The sequence below is a fragment of the Acinetobacter tjernbergiae DSM 14971 = CIP 107465 genome (assembly GCF_000374425.1).
Classification (GTDB): Bacteria; Pseudomonadota; Gammaproteobacteria; order Pseudomonadales; family Moraxellaceae; genus Acinetobacter; species Acinetobacter tjernbergiae.
In genome coordinates this window covers 56677-73459 of record NZ_KB894375.1, presented here as the reverse complement: position 1 = coordinate 73459, position 16783 = coordinate 56677, and the positions used below count along the sequence as shown (strand labels likewise).

The 16783-nt window shown below is 39.5% G+C and carries 15 protein-coding genes, 3 tRNA genes and 1 pseudogene; 10 read left to right on the top strand and 9 right to left on the bottom strand.

Annotated features, from left to right (window positions below):
• Positions 1–173 (bottom strand): annotated as a pseudogene (locus C502_RS18985) (IS982 family transposase); the annotation flags it as partial.
• 292 nt (positions 174–465) lie between these two features.
• On the opposite strand from C502_RS18985, the gene C502_RS0115510 reads away from it, so the two are divergent.
• The 6 genes from C502_RS0115510 (at position 466) to C502_RS0115490 (ending at position 5443) form a co-directional block, all read left to right on the top strand.
• Positions 466–2295 carry a phosphoenolpyruvate carboxykinase (GTP) gene (locus C502_RS0115510; protein ID WP_018679708.1) on the top strand — a complete coding sequence of 610 codons (1830 nt, stop codon included), beginning with the start codon at positions 466–468 and terminating at the stop codon, positions 2293–2295.
• Between the two features lie 123 nt (positions 2296–2418).
• Positions 2419–2808 carry a hypothetical protein gene (locus tag C502_RS0115505; protein WP_018679707.1) on the top strand — a complete coding sequence of 130 codons (390 nt, stop codon included), beginning with the start codon at positions 2419–2421 and terminating at the stop codon, positions 2806–2808.
• A 110-nt stretch (positions 2809–2918) separates the two neighbouring features.
• On the top strand, positions 2919–3050 hold the full coding sequence (locus tag C502_RS19665; protein ID WP_265596782.1) for a hypothetical protein: 132 nt from the start codon (positions 2919–2921) through the stop codon (positions 3048–3050).
• Between the two features lie 189 nt (positions 3051–3239).
• Complete coding sequence (locus C502_RS18650) at positions 3240–3836, top strand: hypothetical protein (protein ID WP_018679706.1); 597 nt, start codon at positions 3240–3242, stop codon at positions 3834–3836.
• Between the two features lie 167 nt (positions 3837–4003).
• Positions 4004–4381, top strand: a complete 378-nt coding sequence (locus C502_RS0115495) for a hypothetical protein (RefSeq protein ID WP_018679705.1) — start codon at positions 4004–4006, stop codon at positions 4379–4381.
• Positions 4382–4546: 165 nt separating this feature from the next.
• On the top strand, positions 4547–5443 hold the full coding sequence (locus tag C502_RS0115490) for a hypothetical protein (RefSeq protein ID WP_018679704.1): 897 nt from the start codon (positions 4547–4549) through the stop codon (positions 5441–5443).
• A 140-nt stretch (positions 5444–5583) separates the two neighbouring features.
• On the opposite strand, the gene glpD is transcribed toward C502_RS0115490, so the two are convergent.
• The 3 genes from glpD to glpK form a co-directional block, all read right to left on the bottom strand.
• Positions 5584–7104 carry a glycerol-3-phosphate dehydrogenase gene (gene glpD, locus C502_RS0115485; RefSeq protein ID WP_018679703.1) on the bottom strand — a complete coding sequence of 507 codons (1521 nt, stop codon included), beginning with the start codon at positions 7102–7104 and terminating at the stop codon, positions 5584–5586.
• 255 nt (positions 7105–7359) lie between these two features.
• Complete coding sequence (locus C502_RS0115480; RefSeq protein WP_018679702.1) at positions 7360–8118, bottom strand: DeoR/GlpR family DNA-binding transcription regulator; 759 nt, start codon at positions 8116–8118, stop codon at positions 7360–7362.
• 50 nt (positions 8119–8168) lie between these two features.
• The gene (gene glpK, locus C502_RS0115475; RefSeq protein WP_018679701.1) at positions 8169–9683 is read right to left on the bottom strand and encodes a glycerol kinase GlpK; all 1515 of its coding nucleotides are present in this window, start codon (positions 9681–9683) and stop codon (positions 8169–8171) included.
• A 262-nt stretch (positions 9684–9945) separates the two neighbouring features.
• Between glpK and C502_RS0115470 the strand changes: the two genes are divergently transcribed.
• Complete coding sequence (locus tag C502_RS0115470; protein ID WP_018679700.1) at positions 9946–10368, top strand: hypothetical protein; 423 nt, start codon at positions 9946–9948, stop codon at positions 10366–10368.
• Positions 10369–10727: 359 nt separating this feature from the next.
• On the opposite strand, the gene C502_RS0115465 is transcribed toward C502_RS0115470, so the two are convergent.
• On the bottom strand, positions 10728–11396 hold the full coding sequence (locus C502_RS0115465; protein ID WP_018679699.1) for a class I SAM-dependent methyltransferase: 669 nt from the start codon (positions 11394–11396) through the stop codon (positions 10728–10730).
• Positions 11397–11581: 185 nt separating this feature from the next.
• Complete coding sequence (gene folD / locus C502_RS0115460) at positions 11582–12430, bottom strand: bifunctional methylenetetrahydrofolate dehydrogenase/methenyltetrahydrofolate cyclohydrolase FolD (protein WP_018679698.1); 849 nt, start codon at positions 12428–12430, stop codon at positions 11582–11584.
• Positions 12431–12582: 152 nt separating this feature from the next.
• Here folD and C502_RS0115455 point away from each other — a divergent pair.
• Both C502_RS0115455 and C502_RS0115450 read left to right on the top strand, forming a co-directional pair.
• Positions 12583–12656 (top strand) — tRNA-Cys (locus tag C502_RS0115455).
• Between the two features lie 14 nt (positions 12657–12670).
• A tRNA-Leu gene (locus C502_RS0115450) sits at positions 12671–12756 on the top strand.
• A gap of 119 nt (positions 12757–12875) precedes the next feature.
• On the opposite strand, the gene C502_RS0115445 is transcribed toward C502_RS0115450, so the two are convergent.
• On the bottom strand, positions 12876–14636 hold the full coding sequence (locus tag C502_RS0115445; protein WP_018679697.1) for an alkaline phosphatase D family protein: 1761 nt from the start codon (positions 14634–14636) through the stop codon (positions 12876–12878).
• A gap of 206 nt (positions 14637–14842) precedes the next feature.
• Between C502_RS0115445 and C502_RS0115440 the strand changes: the two genes are divergently transcribed.
• Positions 14843–14928 (top strand) — tRNA-Leu (locus tag C502_RS0115440).
• Between the two features lie 139 nt (positions 14929–15067).
• Here C502_RS0115440 and pgaD read toward each other — a convergent pair.
• Together pgaD and pgaC are read right to left on the bottom strand one after the other, a co-directional pair.
• A complete protein-coding gene (gene pgaD, locus C502_RS0115435) occupies positions 15068–15484 on the bottom strand; it encodes a poly-beta-1,6-N-acetyl-D-glucosamine biosynthesis protein PgaD (protein ID WP_018679696.1) in 417 nt (138 codons plus the stop codon).
• Between the two features lie 30 nt (positions 15485–15514).
• Positions 15515–16771, bottom strand: coding sequence for a poly-beta-1,6-N-acetyl-D-glucosamine synthase (gene pgaC / locus C502_RS0115430; RefSeq protein WP_018679695.1), 1257 nt, complete (start codon positions 16769–16771; stop codon positions 15515–15517).
• Positions 16772–16783 lie beyond the last annotated feature (12 nt).

The window sequence follows — 16783 nt, the reverse complement described above, 5'->3', positions numbered from 1 at the left end:
CTGAAGTGAGAACACTTATACCAAATGGCGATAAAGCTAATTTCCGAGATGGTCAGCTGTGCAGTTCTGATTCTTAAAGAGTAGCGGATTTGTTTGAGAAACTTCCAATAAGTTGATTCAAATTTAAGAAAGAAATCATCGATTACACAGAATAATTCGGTACTATTGAACATTAGGACTAGAGCTTTAGGTTTGGTAACTCAACTGATGGCTCTAGTTCTTTTATTTTTCAAGTCAATTTTTTATCCACGATTCGGGTTAGAATAGCAAAAAACAATCAAAACAAACAAAAACAATATGTAATGTAAAAATATACATTCTTATATTAACGAGTTTTAACTTTGCAGCATCTTATTTTTTTTACGATTTTATGCTTTAATACAGCCACTTTTTTTACTCCATCTATTTTCATTGTCATCCAATGAATAGAACTGTACGTCGTACACACTTTAAAAAGGCATCACCATGACCCAAGTGAACGCACCAGAATTCGTTCGTCACCCTAAGCTTATTGCATGGGTGGAAGAAATTGCAAAATTAACTAAACCAGCAAAAATTGAATGGTGTGACGGAAGCGCAGAAGAATATCAACGTCTGATCGACTTGATGATTGCTAACGGCACTATGCAAAAACTTAACCAAGAAAAACATCCTGGTTCTTATCTTGCAAATTCTGATCCTTCTGATGTTGCTCGTGTTGAAGACCGCACTTATATTTGCTCTGAAAACCAAGAAGATGCTGGCGCAACAAACAACTGGGTTGCACCTGCTGAAATGCGTGCGAAATTAAATGGCTTATTTGATGGCGCAATGGAAGGTCGTACGATGTACGTTGTTCCTTTCTCAATGGGTCCTTTAGGCAGCCATATTGCTCATATCGGTATTGAATTAACAGATTCACCTTACGTTGCTGTCAGCATGACAAAAATGGCACGTATGGGTAAAGCAGTTTATGACGTATTAGGTACAGATGGTGAGTTTATCCCATGTGTGCATACCGTTGCTGCTCCATTAAAAGACGGTCAAAAAGATGTTGCTTGGCCATGTAATAACGAAAAATATATCGTTCATTACCCAGAAACTCGTGAAATCTGGTCTTACGGTTCTGGTTATGGTGGTAATGCATTACTTGGTAAGAAATGCCTAGCATTACGTATTGCTTCGGCAATGGGTCGTGAACAAGGTTGGTTAGCTGAACACATGCTTATTTTAGGTGTGACCAATCCACAAGGTGAGAAACACTACATCGCAGCAGCATTCCCTTCTGCATGTGGTAAAACAAACTTTGCAATGTTGATTCCACCAGCAGGTTATGAAGGTTGGAAAATTGAAACTGTAGGTGATGATATTGCTTGGATCAAACCAGGTGAAGATGGTCGCTTATATGCAATCAACCCAGAAGCTGGTTTCTTCGGTGTTGCACCTGGTACAAATACCAAAACCAACCCGAACTGTATTGCAACAATGCATAAAGACGTTATTTATACCAACGTTGCAGTGACCAAAGACGGCGAAGTATGGTGGGAAGGTCTAACTAAAGAAGTCCCTGCTGACCTAACAACATGGAAAGGTCAACCTTACGTTGAAGGCGAAAAAGCAGCGCATCCAAACTCTCGCTTTACCGTTTCTGCGGGTCAATGTCCTTCGATTGATGCTGACTGGGAAAATCCAGCGGGTGTGCCAATCTCTGCATTCATCTTCGGTGGTCGTCGTGCAGATACAGTACCTTTAGTATCAGAAGCTTTTGACTGGGTTGATGGTGTTTATAAAGCTGCAACAATGGGTTCAGAAACAACTGCTGCGGCTGTTGGTCAACAAGGTATTGTTCGCCGTGACCCATTTGCAATGCTTCCTTTCGCTGGTTATAACATGGCTGACTACTTCGGTCACTGGTTACAACTCGGTCAAGAAGTGGGTGCAAAAGCTGAAGCTGCTGGTAATAAATTACCAAAAATCTTCAACGTAAACTGGTTCCGTCGTGATGCTGAAGGCAACTTCGTATGGCCTGGTTTCGGTCAAAACATGCGTGTTCTTGAGTGGATCATTGATCGTTGTGAAGGTCGTGCTGAAGCGACTGAAACACCAATCGGTTTAGTTCCAACTTATGAACAGTTGAACTGGACTGGTATTGATTTCTCTAAAGAGCAATTCAATACAGTAACAGCTCAAGACAAAGATCAATGGATCAAAGAACTTGAAAGCCACACTGAGTTATTTACTAAACTTGGTGATCGCCTACCTCAAGCGCTTAAAGATCGTCAAAATGAATTATTAGCAGCTGTTAAATCTGCTTAACTCCCCCGCCTCTCTCTTTCGTAAAGAAAGAGGGATAAGGGAGATTTTAAAAGGTCGCTTCGGCGGCCTTTTATTAATAAAAATATATTAATAATTTCATAGCCAACAACAAGGGGAAATCTTTTGAAAAAGCACATCATTCTTACTACACTTTTATTTACACTTTGCGGTGAAATATATGCCAATGATCGCAATACGGCGGCAGATTCAACGGAAATACACAAAACAACACCTATTTGTCTCATCTCAGGTACACCGACCAATAATCAATATACTGAAATCAAACACTTGAAGATCGGTAAAAACACCTATGGTAGTGTGACTGATCTTTATCCAAAAATTATTGATAAAGCGGAGAAGTTAGATGCTGATGCCATTATTCATTACAATGCAAGTCAGCGATTTGGCTTTTGGCCATGGCGACTGGTCAGACCTGTAATGACAGGCACCGCCATTAAATGGTTATCTACGCCTCCAAACTGTCAATCATTAGGCGGAATAGAAATCAAATAATTGATAAAAGGTCGCAATCGCGACCTTTTTATTTTGCGGATTCAGTAACGAAGTGCAACATATGTGTAAGTAACTGAGAAAGCAATAATGCTGCACCACCAACCAAAGAAATGCCACAAACCATCAACGTAGTGATACGTCAGAAAATCGAAGATTTTGGTTTCACCACGACTAGAAATACCTTAAATAATACGCCTGTTCAGCCCTATAGCTTATATACTTATAACGCATACGTTGCCTAACTGCATCAAGCAATTTAGGCTGTTGAACTGACATTTTATTATGCTTGTTATTTTTATTATTCGATGATAGTTTTAAGTTGAAATAAATCAATAACTCATTTTAATCAATCAGGTCTCTTATGCAGCAGAATTTGGAATCTTAAGTGTCACTTCTACCATATAAAAATAGTTAGGCTATAAGCTATATCAATGAAAAAAAATCAAAAAATTCATATTTTATTTTCTGAAAAATCTAATATTGCTGCTGTTCTGCGGCGCGGACCGACTCGTTGGTATCATCTTATGAAATGGGATTTAAATACTAATGAGTTCATTCATGGTTCTTGGATTAAAGCTAGGATTTATGAAGAAAAGTGTGATATTTCTTTTGACGGTCGTTATTTACTGTATTCATTACATAAAGGTAGTCTTTTAGGAACAGATTATACGGATAGCTATACTGCATTATCAGAAATACCTTCATTTACAGCATTGGCTTTATGGCCTCAGGGGAGTACATATTTGGGTGGTGGACGTTTTTTAGATAAAAATCTAATTGGAGTTTATGCACTCCCATTTATGTATCCTATCCACCATAGCCATAAAGATGTAAAAGGTTATGAGCTAATAAATCTTAATTGGACTATTGATAGGCACAAAGATGAGAATATACTTCTAAATGCAGATTGGTCAAAGCAAGTTAGTAAAAATAAACAAATAGCAATTTTCGAATATAAAATATATATCATTGAAAATGATAAAGCTGTTTTGTTCCAAGATTTAACGAATTTACACCCACCAAAATGAAATTAGAATAAATGTGAGTTGTATTAAGCCTAACTGATGCGTCAAGTGCGATAACGCCCCGCGCTAGTTGTGGTTAATTTTTAGGTTTCAAAGCAAATCTCAGATTTTAAATTGTTGTGGACCATTACCCCTTAAGCATTAGTTAGAAATAAATTGGCGCAATTATAATGAGTGATAATTTCGATATTTGGATTGTAATATCATATTCATGGACAGAGATTGGACTCGAGGAGCAAGAGTTCGCTAAGTATGCTGAAAAAATAATTGAAAATCATCAGACATGGGAAGATGTGAATGCAGTAATTATTAAAGATGTATGTGCTTCGTTTGCATTTGAATCATTTCTTTTATTCCCATGTATGTTATGGTTTTTAATGCCAGATTGGGAATATGATAATGATTATTTGGGAAATAGGATGAAAAGATGGTATGCAAAACCATATTGGACTCATTTTATAAATCCGCTAAGACTTCTAGGGCTTCCTTTAGCACTAATATTTTCTAATGGTGTCAGAAAGAAATTAAAACGCGAATACCAAAAATAATACTTAAATAAAAATACGCGTTGAAAATATTTCCAACTCAACACTCAAGTGGGATAGCACCCTGCACGGTTTCAGTGTATTTTTGATGGTTCTGAGGTCAATCTCAGATTGTAGTTTGTTGAGGGGTGCTACCTCTTAGCATTAAAGTTAGGCCTTGGAAACAATATGTCCGCAGATCTAAGCAGCATGAAGGACTCCGTAATTCGAAGTCTGTGCAAGGAAAAAATCGAGTCCCTTGAGCACTGGTTGCGTCGACTTATAGATGACACTCTTACGCCGGTCTATGGAGACTACTTTTCGCATGAAGACGCATCAGGCAACAGGCTGATAAAAAATACATTGGCACTACAAGTCGCCACTCGGCGTGCCGCAGAGCCACTTCGATACCCAAGAAATATAGATGCAGTTCTACTCGAAGATGCAGTGGACATAATTTGCAAACCGGATCTTTTTAAAAATCACTTCTTCCCAGCTATGTGCGAAGCCTTTCCAGATGGGCGGGATGAAGCGCGAACGTTCCTTAAGCGCCTTTTAGTCCCTCGCAACAACCTTGCACATGCGAACGCCATAAGCGCAAGACAGGCAGAGCAAATCATTTGCTACTCGAATGACATCATCGAATCACTCAAAAGCTACTATCGAGCGATGGGCATGCAAGAAACCTACGACGTTCCATTAATCCTACGGGTAACTGACTCTTTCGGAAACGCATTCACAAGGAGTCAGTTTCAGCCATGTCACGATGGCGGCATCATGCTCATGTTTCTTGATCAGCCCCAAATGCATTTGCGGCCCGGCGACACTTTGACCCTTGAGCTGGAGGTTGACCCTGCTTATGATCCGAACTCATACAGCATTATGTGGACATCCACGAAACCGTGGCAAAACGCACCAGCAACTGGTGCGAAGGTTGTGATTCCAGTCTCGAACAAGCAAGTCGGCCAACAATTTGAAGTTCAATGTCGCATCACTACCAACAGAGATTGGCACCGCATGCACATGGGTGCCGATGACTTTCTGATAATGTACTACAAGGTATTGCCACCGATCACCCAGGCCTAACTGGTCGTTCAAGCGGACGCCGACACTGACCATGCCTTCGGCATTCTCATGGCTAATGTCGGTACCCTTCGGTGCTCCGACACCGCTTAACTTTGGCGTTAAATAAAAGGCTTTTTAAAGACAGTACGGTTATACAATTTTTAAGCTGCTTCGTTGCTATGTGTTTTTACAGTCAGATAGGTATCCAAAGCTTCTGTTTCTTTTTGCGTGAAGCTAAGTCCTAGTTTAGAACGTCTCCACAATACATCCTGACTGGTGGTTACCCATTCAGCAGTACATAAATAATCCACTTCTTTGACATACAAACCTTGACCAAAATGTTGTCCTAACTGCTCAACAGAAGTGACTTCACCTAAAAAATTCCAAACACGAGAACCATACGCACAAGCCCAACGTTTTGCCAAAGCATCAGAAACATCTGTAATTTGCGCACGAATCTCCTGTATCAATTGTGCAACAGACTGCATATTCTCCCCGCCTGGTAAAGCTTCAGTCGCAGTCCAACTCCCTTGCATTTCAGGAAAAAAAACTTTGAGCTGCTGCATAGCTGATTCAGCCAGCTTACGATAAGTCGTTAATTTCCCGCCAAACACAGACAGTAACGGTGCTTGATCATCTGCTTCTTTAGAGAGTGCCAAAGTATAATCACGTGTAATTGCAGAAGGATTATCTGATTCATCATCACAGAGTGGACGCACACCTGCAAAAGTTGACACAATATCAGCTTGCTTGAGCTGTTTTTTGAAATGTGCATTACTCACTTCAATCAAATAATCAATTTCTTCTTGCGTAATTTTGACTTGCGCAGGGTCACCTTGATATTCATGATCCGTTGTCCCAATCATGGTGTATTGATCCAAATATGGAATTGCGAACACAATACGGCGATCATCATTCTGCATAATAAATGCTTTATCGCCTTCATACAGCTTCGGCACAATAATATGACTACCTTGAATTAGACGAATACCATACGGTGATTGAAGCTGTAAATCTTGTTTGATGAATTGTGCAACCCAAGGACCCGCAGCATTCACGAGTACTTTTGCCTTAATCTGGAATTGACCTTGCGCATTTTCCAAATCCACAACCCAATACTGCCCTTCACGTTGTGCAGATAAGCAACGTGTACGAGTCACAACTTCTGCGCCTTTCTCACGTGCATGCATCGCATTGAGTACAACCAAGCGAGAATCATCTACAGCACAGTCTGAATATTCAAAACCACGTGTAATTGCAGAGTTTAAAGGGCTGTCTTCTTTAAAATAGACATTGTTCGAACCCAATAATTTTTCACGTTTACCTAAGTGATCATAAAAGAACAGACCTGTACGAATTAACCATGCAGGGCGAAGATGTGGACGATGCGGCATGATAAACCGCATTGGACGAATAATATGGGGTGCTTTAGCCAATAAAACTTCACGTTCAGCCAATGCTTCACGCACCAAACGAAATTCTTTGTGCTCTAAATAGCGTAAACCACCATGAATGAGCTTACTGCTTGCAGACGAAGTATGACTGGCTAAATCGTCTTTTTCACACAAGAATACTGACAAACCACGCCCTGATGCATCAGCTGCAATACCAACACCATTGATACCACCACCAATCACAGCAAGGTCATAAATTCTTTCATTTGTCTGAGGAGAAGTTTGCATAAATCACCGCAAATTTTCATTATTTTTCGATAATGAAAATTTAAACATATAAAGTGAAAATAAACAATCAAAAACAACCCAAAAAATACCAATCTATAGGCATTTTTAGATAAATGGTAAAATCATTTTTTGAATAGGATTCTATAAAACTAGCTAAGTGACTTTATTTATAAGACTAAATATGTTTTTTATAGCACATATCTTGAGCCAAATTGATTAGCTCAAGAAAAGTAACAATTTTTCGAAAATGAAGATTTATTTTGCAATAATCAAACCGACATCTAAATCTCGAATCATTTTTATAAATTCTTCATTCGGTTGTTGATCAGTAAAAATACAATCCACTTGTTTAAGTGAGCCTAAACGAATCATCGCATTACGACCAAACTTACTACTATCGGCGGCTAAAAAAACTTGGCGTGCGCTTGAAAGAATCTCTTGAGAGACACACACTTCCTGAAAATCAAAATCCAGCAATGTACCATCCGCTTCAATACCACTAATACCGACAAGCGCATAATCAGCTTTAAACTGTTTAAAAAAATCTGCCGTTGCCTGTCCAATGACGCCACCATCTGGACGAACACGACCACTGGCAATCAACACTTCAAAGTCTTCTTTGGTACTGAGGATTTTTGCAACATTCAGGTTATTGGTAATAATTTTTAAACCAGTGTGATTGAGTAAGGCATGTGCAATTGCTTCAGTTGTTGTACCAATATTAATAAATAATGAAGCATGATCTGGAACAGCAGCAGCAACCGCCTCCGCAATCGTTCTCTTTTGCTCAAGCATGTGCCCAACACGCATTGTATATTCAGTATTTTCAACACTCGAATCATGCGCAGCGCCGCCATGATAACGCCGTAATAACCCTTCATCTGCCAATTGATTGATATCACGGCGAATGGTTTGGGGGGTCACATCAAAATGTTGAGCAAGTTCTTCAATACTAATATAACCACGCTCTCGTACTAATTCGAGGGTTTTCTGTTGGCGCAGTATCAAGCTCATGCTCATCCATCCTATGTTATTTACGGCATATTATATGGGACTATTTTAGCTTAATCTTCCGCCCAATCTCGAGTACGTCCGACAGCTTTTAACCAACCTTTATACAATTTTTCAGTTTGATCCTGACTGCATTCAGGTATAAAGGTTCGTTCGATCGACATTCTACTCTTCAATTCATTTAAATCCGACCAAAAACCGACAGCTAAACCAGCCAAAAATGCAGCTCCCATCCCTGTCGTTTCTTTCATCGCAGGACGCTCAACCGAAGTTGAAAGAATATCCGCTTGGAATTGCATCAAGAAGTTATTCGCCGTTACACCACCATCCACACGCAATGTCCGCAGCTTTTCACCAGAGTCCTGCTGCATTGCATCTAAAACGTCACGTGTTTGATAAGCAATCGACTCTAGTGTCGCACGAATAATATGCTCAATACTCACACCACGTGTAATACCCAAGATCGCACCACGTGCGGTTGGGTCCCAATATGGCGCACCCAAACCTGTAAATGCAGGAACAACATATACGCCATTACTATCTTTCACTTTGGTGGCGTAATATTCAGAATCATACGAATCATTAATCGCTTTGAGTTCGTCACGCAGCCATTGCACACATGATCCACCATTAAATACAGCACCTTCTAGAGCGTAGTTCACTTCACCTTTTGCACCACATGCAATCGTCGTCAGTAAACCATGTTCAGATTGAACAATACGCTTCCCTGTGTTCATCAATAAGAAACAACCCGTCCCATAGGTATTCTTGGCCTGCCCGACTTCTACACACATTTGTCCAAATAATGCAGCTTGTTGATCCCCCGCAATACCTGCAATTGGAATTCCAACTTCTTGACCGCTAATGGTATGTGTGTATCCATACACTTCAGAAGAACCACGAACCTCAGGTAACATGACTTTAGGAATATTTAAGGCTTTTAAAAGTTTGTCATCCCATTCCAATGTTTCTATATTAAACAACATTGTACGTGAAGCATTGGTATAGTCAGTCACATGAACTTGACCATTGGTCAATTTCCAAATCAACCACGTATCCACCGTACCAAATAAAAGCTCACCGCGCTCCGCACGCTCACGACTTCCTTCAACACGATCAAGAATCCATTTAATTTTTGTCGCTGAAAAATATGGATCAATCACTAGACCCGTCACTTTACGGACATAGTCATCCCAACCATCTTGATGCAGTTGATTACAAATTTCATTGCTCTGACGGCTTTGCCAAACAATGGCGTTATAAATTGGCTTCCCTGTTTTTTTATCCCAGATGATCGTCGTTTCACGCTGGTTGGTAATTCCAATCCCAGCAATTTGATCACTTGAAATCCCTGCTTGCGCCAATGCTTCAACCCAAACAGAACTTTGAGTTGCCCAAATTTCCATAGGATCATGCTCAACCCAACCTGGCTGTGGGTAAATTTGCGTAAATTCACGCTGAGCAATACTGATAACATTTGCATCATGATCCAACACGATTGCTCGTGAACTTGTTGTACCTTGGTCAAACGCAACCACATATTTTTTTTGACTATCTGTAGAGATCATGACACACCTATCCAGACTTGCCTTATAACAGACCAATAAACTAAATGCCCGTTAAAACGAGCAAAAATACTGCAATCAATAAAGCAACGACTTTTGTATTGAATAAAAAATTTGGCAGATTATATGCAAAATTGTTCGAAAACGAAAATTTTTTCTTTAATTTTGAACCCCAATACGATGAATAACCCGAGTTGTAAAGATTACTCACAATACAGATCTTATTTTATGCCATACTAATTATAGAAATAATAGGATCATAGATATGAAAAAAACCAATTTATTCCTTATCATAAGCAGTGCTGTTCTCATCACCGCATGCCAAAGTACGCCCCATCAATTCAATGGCGTAACAGGTTATCAAATAGAAAATAAAACAACGACTTCGGCAACAATTGCCTACACGCTTGCAGCACGTAATAATCAAGATTTGGATGAAAAGAAACTACAACATGCTTGTAATCAAGTTTTAGGCATAGGAAAAACTTATAAAATTTCGATACTCAGCGTCAATGAAATTATAAATACCGCCCAACAAGAACAATATGGTGTAAAACTCGGGAACAGCCGCGCAACTTTTGGGCTTTCAAACTCACCTGATTTCAATAACAGTGAAGGCTATGCAACACGTCAAGCACTTGAAACTCGCCCTAGTACGCTCAAAGTCGTTCGTTATACTTGTTCTTAATAAAATCAAAGATCAAATACCATATCTGTAATATGGTATTTGATTAGAATACATTATTCATGACCATGTCTTTCATTTAAAACATTGCTTTATCTTATTATCAGCAAACATCTTCTGATCTGCCTAAAGATGGATAAATACAGTTTATTCAAACTGAGGCTGAGCGCCTTTCAGTTCAGTACACTCAAAATCCCCACTAGCTTATTTTGATCCACAACGGAAAAATATTCGCCGAAAATTAAACTGGCATGCCCATATCTTCATAGCAAAGAATCGTTATCATAAAACCTAATTTATCAAATGCTCACAATCAAAAATTTTGGTTTAATCATTTTTGATGTTTTAAAAAAACGCTGTAATCACAGCGTTTTATAAAAACTCACATTTCTAAACTCTTTGGATTCATCCAAATCAGGCCAAGTCGTTGCACTTCGTTCATCTATTTTCATATATTGAGGATGGCTAAAGTTTTTGACTCGGCTATCCGCAACCCAAACCTCTGGTGCAAACTTAAGAAATTCATCTAAAAAGAAACGATTGCATTGATCATATAAGACGTCCGCAGCCAGTAATACATCGACTTGCTCAGATTTATATAAATCATCCAAGTACTCAAGTTCGACGTTATTTAACAATGCATTTTCACGACATGATGCCAAACTGACCTGATCAATGTCACAGCAAATTACACGCTTCGCACCTGCCATTTTTGCAGCAATTGCAACCACACCAGAACCTGCACCAAAATCTAAGACCACTTTGTCTTTTACATGATGAGGCTCAGCGAGTAACCATTGCGCCATCGCCAAACCAGAAGCCCAACAAAAAATCCAATACGGCGTTTCATTCCAAATACGACGAATCACTTCGTCATCTAAACGGTCTGTTGGAAACACAGGTGGAATTAACCATAAAGAAATCGGCGTTTCGGGGAGCTGCTGCGCTAATAAATCTGTGCTTGGAATGACATCATGCAACGCTTTCAGCAATTGCTCAGGCGCTTTAGCAAATTGAAATGTACAACTCATATTTATGCAATTCTAAAAAACCCCTCTTGGCGAGTAATGCCAGTCAATTATGCATAATTTCATTATTACTGATTGATAAATCTCCCCTAACCTCTTTGAAAAAGAGGGGAAGCATCGCTTCGCAAGGGGAGAATTTAAAATGCTTAACTGACCAATATTACCGCTTGGAAAGGAGTTATTAATATTTATCCTAATGCTTTTTCAGCAGCTTCAACCGTTTGACGAATCAACGTTGTAATCGTCATTGGACCGACACCACCTGGAACTGGTGTATATGCAGACGCAACCTCTTCAATACCCACCAATTGAATATCACCGACACCACCACCATCACGTGGATGGAAACCAGCATCAACGACAACTGCACCTTGCTTGATCCAATCTTTTTGAATCAATTCAGCTTTACCCACTGCACCTACAATAATATCTGCCTGTTTGACTAATTCAGGTAGGTTTTGGGTACGTGAATGGCAGATTGTTACTGTTGCATTGGCTTGTAACAACATCATTACCATTGGCTTACCAAGAATAGCAGAGCGACCAACAACAACTGCATGTTTACCCGCGATCTCAATCTTGTTTTCTTGCAAGATTGTCATAATACCTGCTGGAGTTGCAGAACCATAAGCTGCTTCACCCATTGCCATACGACCAAAACCAAGACATGTTACACCATCAACATCTTTCGCCAATGAAATCGCATCAAAACATGCTCTCTCATCAATTTGTTCAGGCACTGGATGCTGCAACAAAATACCGTGTACATCTGGATTCGCATTTAATTTTTCAATTTCAGCAAGCAATTGTTCTGTAGTGGTTTCTTTAGAAAGCTCAACTTTCAGTGAATCCATACCGACACGGCGACATGCATTGCCCTTCATACGCACATACGTTGCCGATGCACCATCATCACCAACCAAAATTGTTGCCAAAATTGGGGTACGTCCCGTTTTTGCTTTTAATGCTTCTACACGAACCAACAAATCAGCTTCGATTTGTGTTGCCAACGCACGACCGTCTAAAACCAATGCCACAGCGCATCTCCAAAGTGGGTATGAATCAATTGCGTAAATAATACATGATAATTTGACCAATATTCTTTTAGATGTTGTTTTTATGTGCATATTCACGGCAAACACTATTGTTTTTTTTCTAAAGGTTGCTAATATGTGCATCACCAAATGATGGCGGGGTGGCAGAATGGTCATGCAGCGGACTGCAACTCCGTGTACGCCGGTTCGATTCCGACCCCCGCCTCCAAATTTGGTTTTAAAGCCCGAGTGGTGAAATCGGTAGACACAGGGGATTTAAAATCCCCCGCCCACAAAGCGTGCCAGTTCGAGTCTGGCCTCGGGCACCATTTTTCAACTAATGAAAAATGGTGCAAATAAAAATCCAGCGTAAGCTGGTTTTTTTATGTCTGTGATTTAATAAATAAAAAAAGCCAAACATTAATGTTTGGCTCGATGTATCAATCGTTTACGCAACTTGCTGTGCCGTTTTTACTGGCAACAAACTCTTATCAAAACTGAGCTGATATTGTCTAGCTGTATCAACAACATATTCAGCTTTCTTAATTGAATCAACATAAATCCATTGTGACTGAACCCGAGTTTCATCAAATTGAACAATTAAGTAACCACGTTGATTCAGGTTGCAGTAATTCAACTCATCAATCAATGTGGTGAAGGCAAATTCAAACTGTTGTAACTGAGCCAATGGAATACTTAAATATTTCTCTAAACCCGGTGATGAAATCGAACTGGTTGCCAATTCCACACCCACAAATGCGCCATCTTTACTATATAAATTAGACGACCATGCATTATGGGTATCTCCTGCCAACACCACAACTTTTTTATTTAATTGTGCCAAAGTGCCGTATAAAATTTCACGCTCAACAAAATAACCATCCCATGCATCTAAGTTATAAGGTGCAACCGTCTGGACACGCGCTTTTTCTTGTGGGGTTAAGGTTGGATCACCTTGTTGCAAACGAATTTTTAACTTCACCAATTCAGTGATTTGTGTATTCATTTGATTTAAAGCTTCTGCACTCGGATTACCCGATACAATCGCAGCCAAAGATAATAATAACTCAGTTGGGATCAACATCTTCGCCATTAATATTTGTTGACCCAAAACATTCCATGTCGCATTAGATTGTTGAAGTTTTCCGAGTAACCAATCCCGTTGGGTATAGCCCATCAAAGTACGTGCAGGGTTGGTTAAGTCCGCTTGGAATTTTGCAGCATTCAAACCATTTGCAGTCATATAATCTGCATAATCTAATTGCTTATCACGCGCGATAATGCGTGTATCCAACATGGTGAGCTGAACGAGATTACCAAAATCAAACTGTCGATAAATCTTGATATGCTGATCATCAATTGGACGAATTGGCATCCATTCAAAATAAGCTTGTAATGCTGCTAATTTACGATCGAGAAATGGACCTTCATTGGCTTGATGATTTTCAGCACCCTCTCTCCATGTATCATTAGCTAACTCATGGTCATCCCAAATCACAATAAAAGGATGGCGATGATGTAAAGCTTGTAAGTCTTTATCTGTACGATATAAAGCATAGCGTTTGCGATAATCATCTAATTTGATAATTTCTTTATTATTATCCGTAGGAAGCGTACGCCCTAATTTCGCTGCATCTTCTGTCGCATAACCATCAGCACCATACTCATAAATATAGTCACCTAGATGAATCACGACATCTACATTTTGTTTTGCCATTTCACGGTAAACATAAAAATAGCCTGCTGGATAATTAGAGCACGAGCACACAGCAAAACTGACCGTTGATGTACTGGTCGGCAAGGTTTTAGTTTGACCCACTGGCGAAATTTTATCGCCAAAAACGAAACGATAAAAATAGCTTTGATTTGCAGTTAGACCTGTCGCATCAACTTTCACGGTAAAATCTTGCGATGCAGAAGTTATCACCTTGTCTGATTTAATAATTTGTTTAAATTGACTGTCCAAGGCAATTTGCCATGTCACTTGTAAACGCGCACTTAAATCGCTAGGAGTAAGACGTGTCCATAAAATCACACGATCCTGTAATGGATCACCACTCGCAACGCCATGATCAAAATTAACGTGTAAAGCAGATGTTTCTTGATCTGAACTATCATTACATCCTGTAAAACCAACCGATAAGGATAAAGCCCCAAAACCAAATAAACTTTTCTGAATGAGTTCCCGTCGTGAAATTTTTGCTGTCATCTGATTGCTACCTTAATTTTATTACTACAAACAATAAAACCTAATTAACTTAGATGAAGCTTTGATCTCAGTTTGATGAAATAATCATGAAATAGATCAGTAATGCTCATTTTTTGTCAAATAAATACATAACTTGATTGAAAAGAAAGCAGTTAATGCATTTTAGTCTTGCCAAGTTTTAAAGTCTCCTCTATTATTGCGCACATGCCCGAGTGGTGAAATCGGTAGACACAGGGGATTTAAAATCCCCCGCCCACAAAGCGTGCCAGTTCGAGTCTGGCCTCGGGCACCATTTTTCAACTAATGAAAAATGGTGCAAATAAAAATCCAGCCTAAGCTGGTTTTTTTATGCCTAAAATTTAGTACACCCATAAAAAAATGCCTCAATTTACATTAAGGCATTCAATTTCATTTAGAGATAACAATAAACATTATTCAACACGAATAATTTTACCATTTTCATCATGATGTAGTGTTGTGACTTTCTGTTGACGACCCGCTTGAATCTCTTGTTCAGGCAACTCGAAATAATGCGCATAATCTGGGAGTTCTTTTTCAATCGCATGTTTTTTATGTATGCGTTTTGAAGGTAAGAGTCCCCATAATAATAATGCTACTGCACACATGAAAAGTGCCGTAATTCCGTGCTCAAGACCTTGACTGAACGCTGCCATTAAACGTTGAGCAAGATGCGTTTTTTGCAGCTCAATTAACACCCAAACCAAAATAAATGGCCGCCATAATAACAACCAACCGCCCCACATCATCGCTGTCGTGGTCGTAGAAAAGTAGCGTTTATGCCATGGGAGTTGGCGACGTACATCAATAATCAAACTATTTGCTTTCATTTCTATTCTCAGCAAAATGAATCTTGCGACTCAGCGAATTCCTCGATCAGGGCTAATCCAACGAGCGCGTTTTTCTTCAGCGCGAAATAGCACTTTTGGAAAGGCGACGATTGTAGCAGTAATCGTAATTAACCAAAATACAAATGGGTACCAAATCATCCAATAATAATTTTTCCCTAAGCTTGGTTCATAACGACTATCCATCCATTTGCTTAAAGCAAACTGAATTAAGCAGGTCGCACCTAATAAAATTCCGCTACCGTATGGTAAAAATGGCGAACTGACGACAGCAAGGGCTGGTATAGTAAATACAAAATGTAACAACCACATGACAGCCATAATAAGCATCAAATATGACCAAACCAATGTCAAACAAAGCTCTAACATTAATGGCCAAAGAAAATTGAGCTTCGGTTTAAAAAATACATCAATATTCTTAATCAGAACTTGTGCCCCACCCATCGCCCAACGCAAACGTTGCTTCCATAAACCATTAAAAGTCTCTGGCATCAAAATCCAAACCAAGGCATTTGGCTCAAAACGGACATCCCAACCAGCACGTTGTAATTTCCAAGTGATATCAATATCCTCAGTCAGCATATTGGGAGACCAATAATCGACTTGATGCACGGCGCTTTTACGAAAGGCTGTAATCACACCAGAGACTGTGAATAAACGACCAAAAGTACGTTGCGCTCGTTTAATCATGCCCACAATTGAAGAAAACTCACCAACCTGAATTCGTCCCAATAATGTTGAACGTGTACGAATACGTGGATTCCCTGTTACGGCTGCCACAGTTGGATCTTCTAGGAAATGGCGCATCATCCACTGTGCCGCATGTGGATCAAGTAAAGCATCTCCATCAATCCCGATCAGGAACTCTGCATCCGTCATTAAACTGCCTGCTTGCAGCCCCATAGCTTTACCTTGGTTTTGTGCAAGATGTACCACACGTAATTTTTCATGCTGTGCAGCTAGACGATCCAGCACTTCACCCGTGTTATCTGAACTTCCATCATTAATCGCAATCACTTCAAAATTCGGATAATCTAATTTTAGAGCATGGCTGATGGTTTCTTCTGCGTTATCGCCTTCGTTAAAACAAGGAACAAGAACAGCAACCTTAGGATATTCAGACAAAGCTGCAGGTTGTTGATAAGGTGGATCTTGGCGTTCTTTCCAGTAGAAAATAATTGCCCCTACCATCCATAAATACGACATAAATAATGGATAATAAAAAACAAATTTAATGGCATTAGCCCATAATAAAGCAATTATACTCATCGACACATTACT

Bases quoted from the DNA above. Each gene is read 5' to 3' on its own strand.
- C502_RS0115465 (WP_018679699.1), bottom strand. From the start codon at position 11,396: ATGAGTTGTACATTTCAATTTGCTAAAGCGCCTGAGCAATTGCTGAAA.
- C502_RS0115510 (WP_018679708.1), top strand. From the start codon at position 466: ATGACCCAAGTGAACGCACCAGAATTCGTTCGTCACCCTAAGCTTATT.
- C502_RS18650 (WP_018679706.1), top strand. From the start codon at position 3,240: ATGAAAAAAAATCAAAAAATTCATATTTTATTTTCTGAAAAATCTAAT.
- glpK (WP_018679701.1), bottom strand. From the start codon at position 9,683: ATGATCTCTACAGATAGTCAAAAAAAATATGTGGTTGCGTTTGACCAA.
- glpD (WP_018679703.1), bottom strand. From the start codon at position 7,104: ATGCAAACTTCTCCTCAGACAAATGAAAGAATTTATGACCTTGCTGTG.
- C502_RS0115470 (WP_018679700.1), top strand. From the start codon at position 9,946: ATGAAAAAAACCAATTTATTCCTTATCATAAGCAGTGCTGTTCTCATC.
- C502_RS0115490 (WP_018679704.1), top strand. From the start codon at position 4,547: ATGTCCGCAGATCTAAGCAGCATGAAGGACTCCGTAATTCGAAGTCTG.
- C502_RS0115445 (WP_018679697.1), bottom strand. From the start codon at position 14,636: ATGACAGCAAAAATTTCACGACGGGAACTCATTCAGAAAAGTTTATTT.
- pgaD (WP_018679696.1), bottom strand. From the start codon at position 15,484: ATGAAAGCAAATAGTTTGATTATTGATGTACGTCGCCAACTCCCATGG.
- C502_RS19665 (WP_265596782.1), top strand. From the start codon at position 2,919: ATGCCACAAACCATCAACGTAGTGATACGTCAGAAAATCGAAGATTTT.
- C502_RS0115480 (WP_018679702.1), bottom strand. From the start codon at position 8,118: ATGAGCTTGATACTGCGCCAACAGAAAACCCTCGAATTAGTACGAGAG.
- C502_RS0115495 (WP_018679705.1), top strand. From the start codon at position 4,004: ATGAGTGATAATTTCGATATTTGGATTGTAATATCATATTCATGGACA.
- pgaC (WP_018679695.1), bottom strand. From the start codon at position 16,771: ATGAGTATAATTGCTTTATTATGGGCTAATGCCATTAAATTTGTTTTT.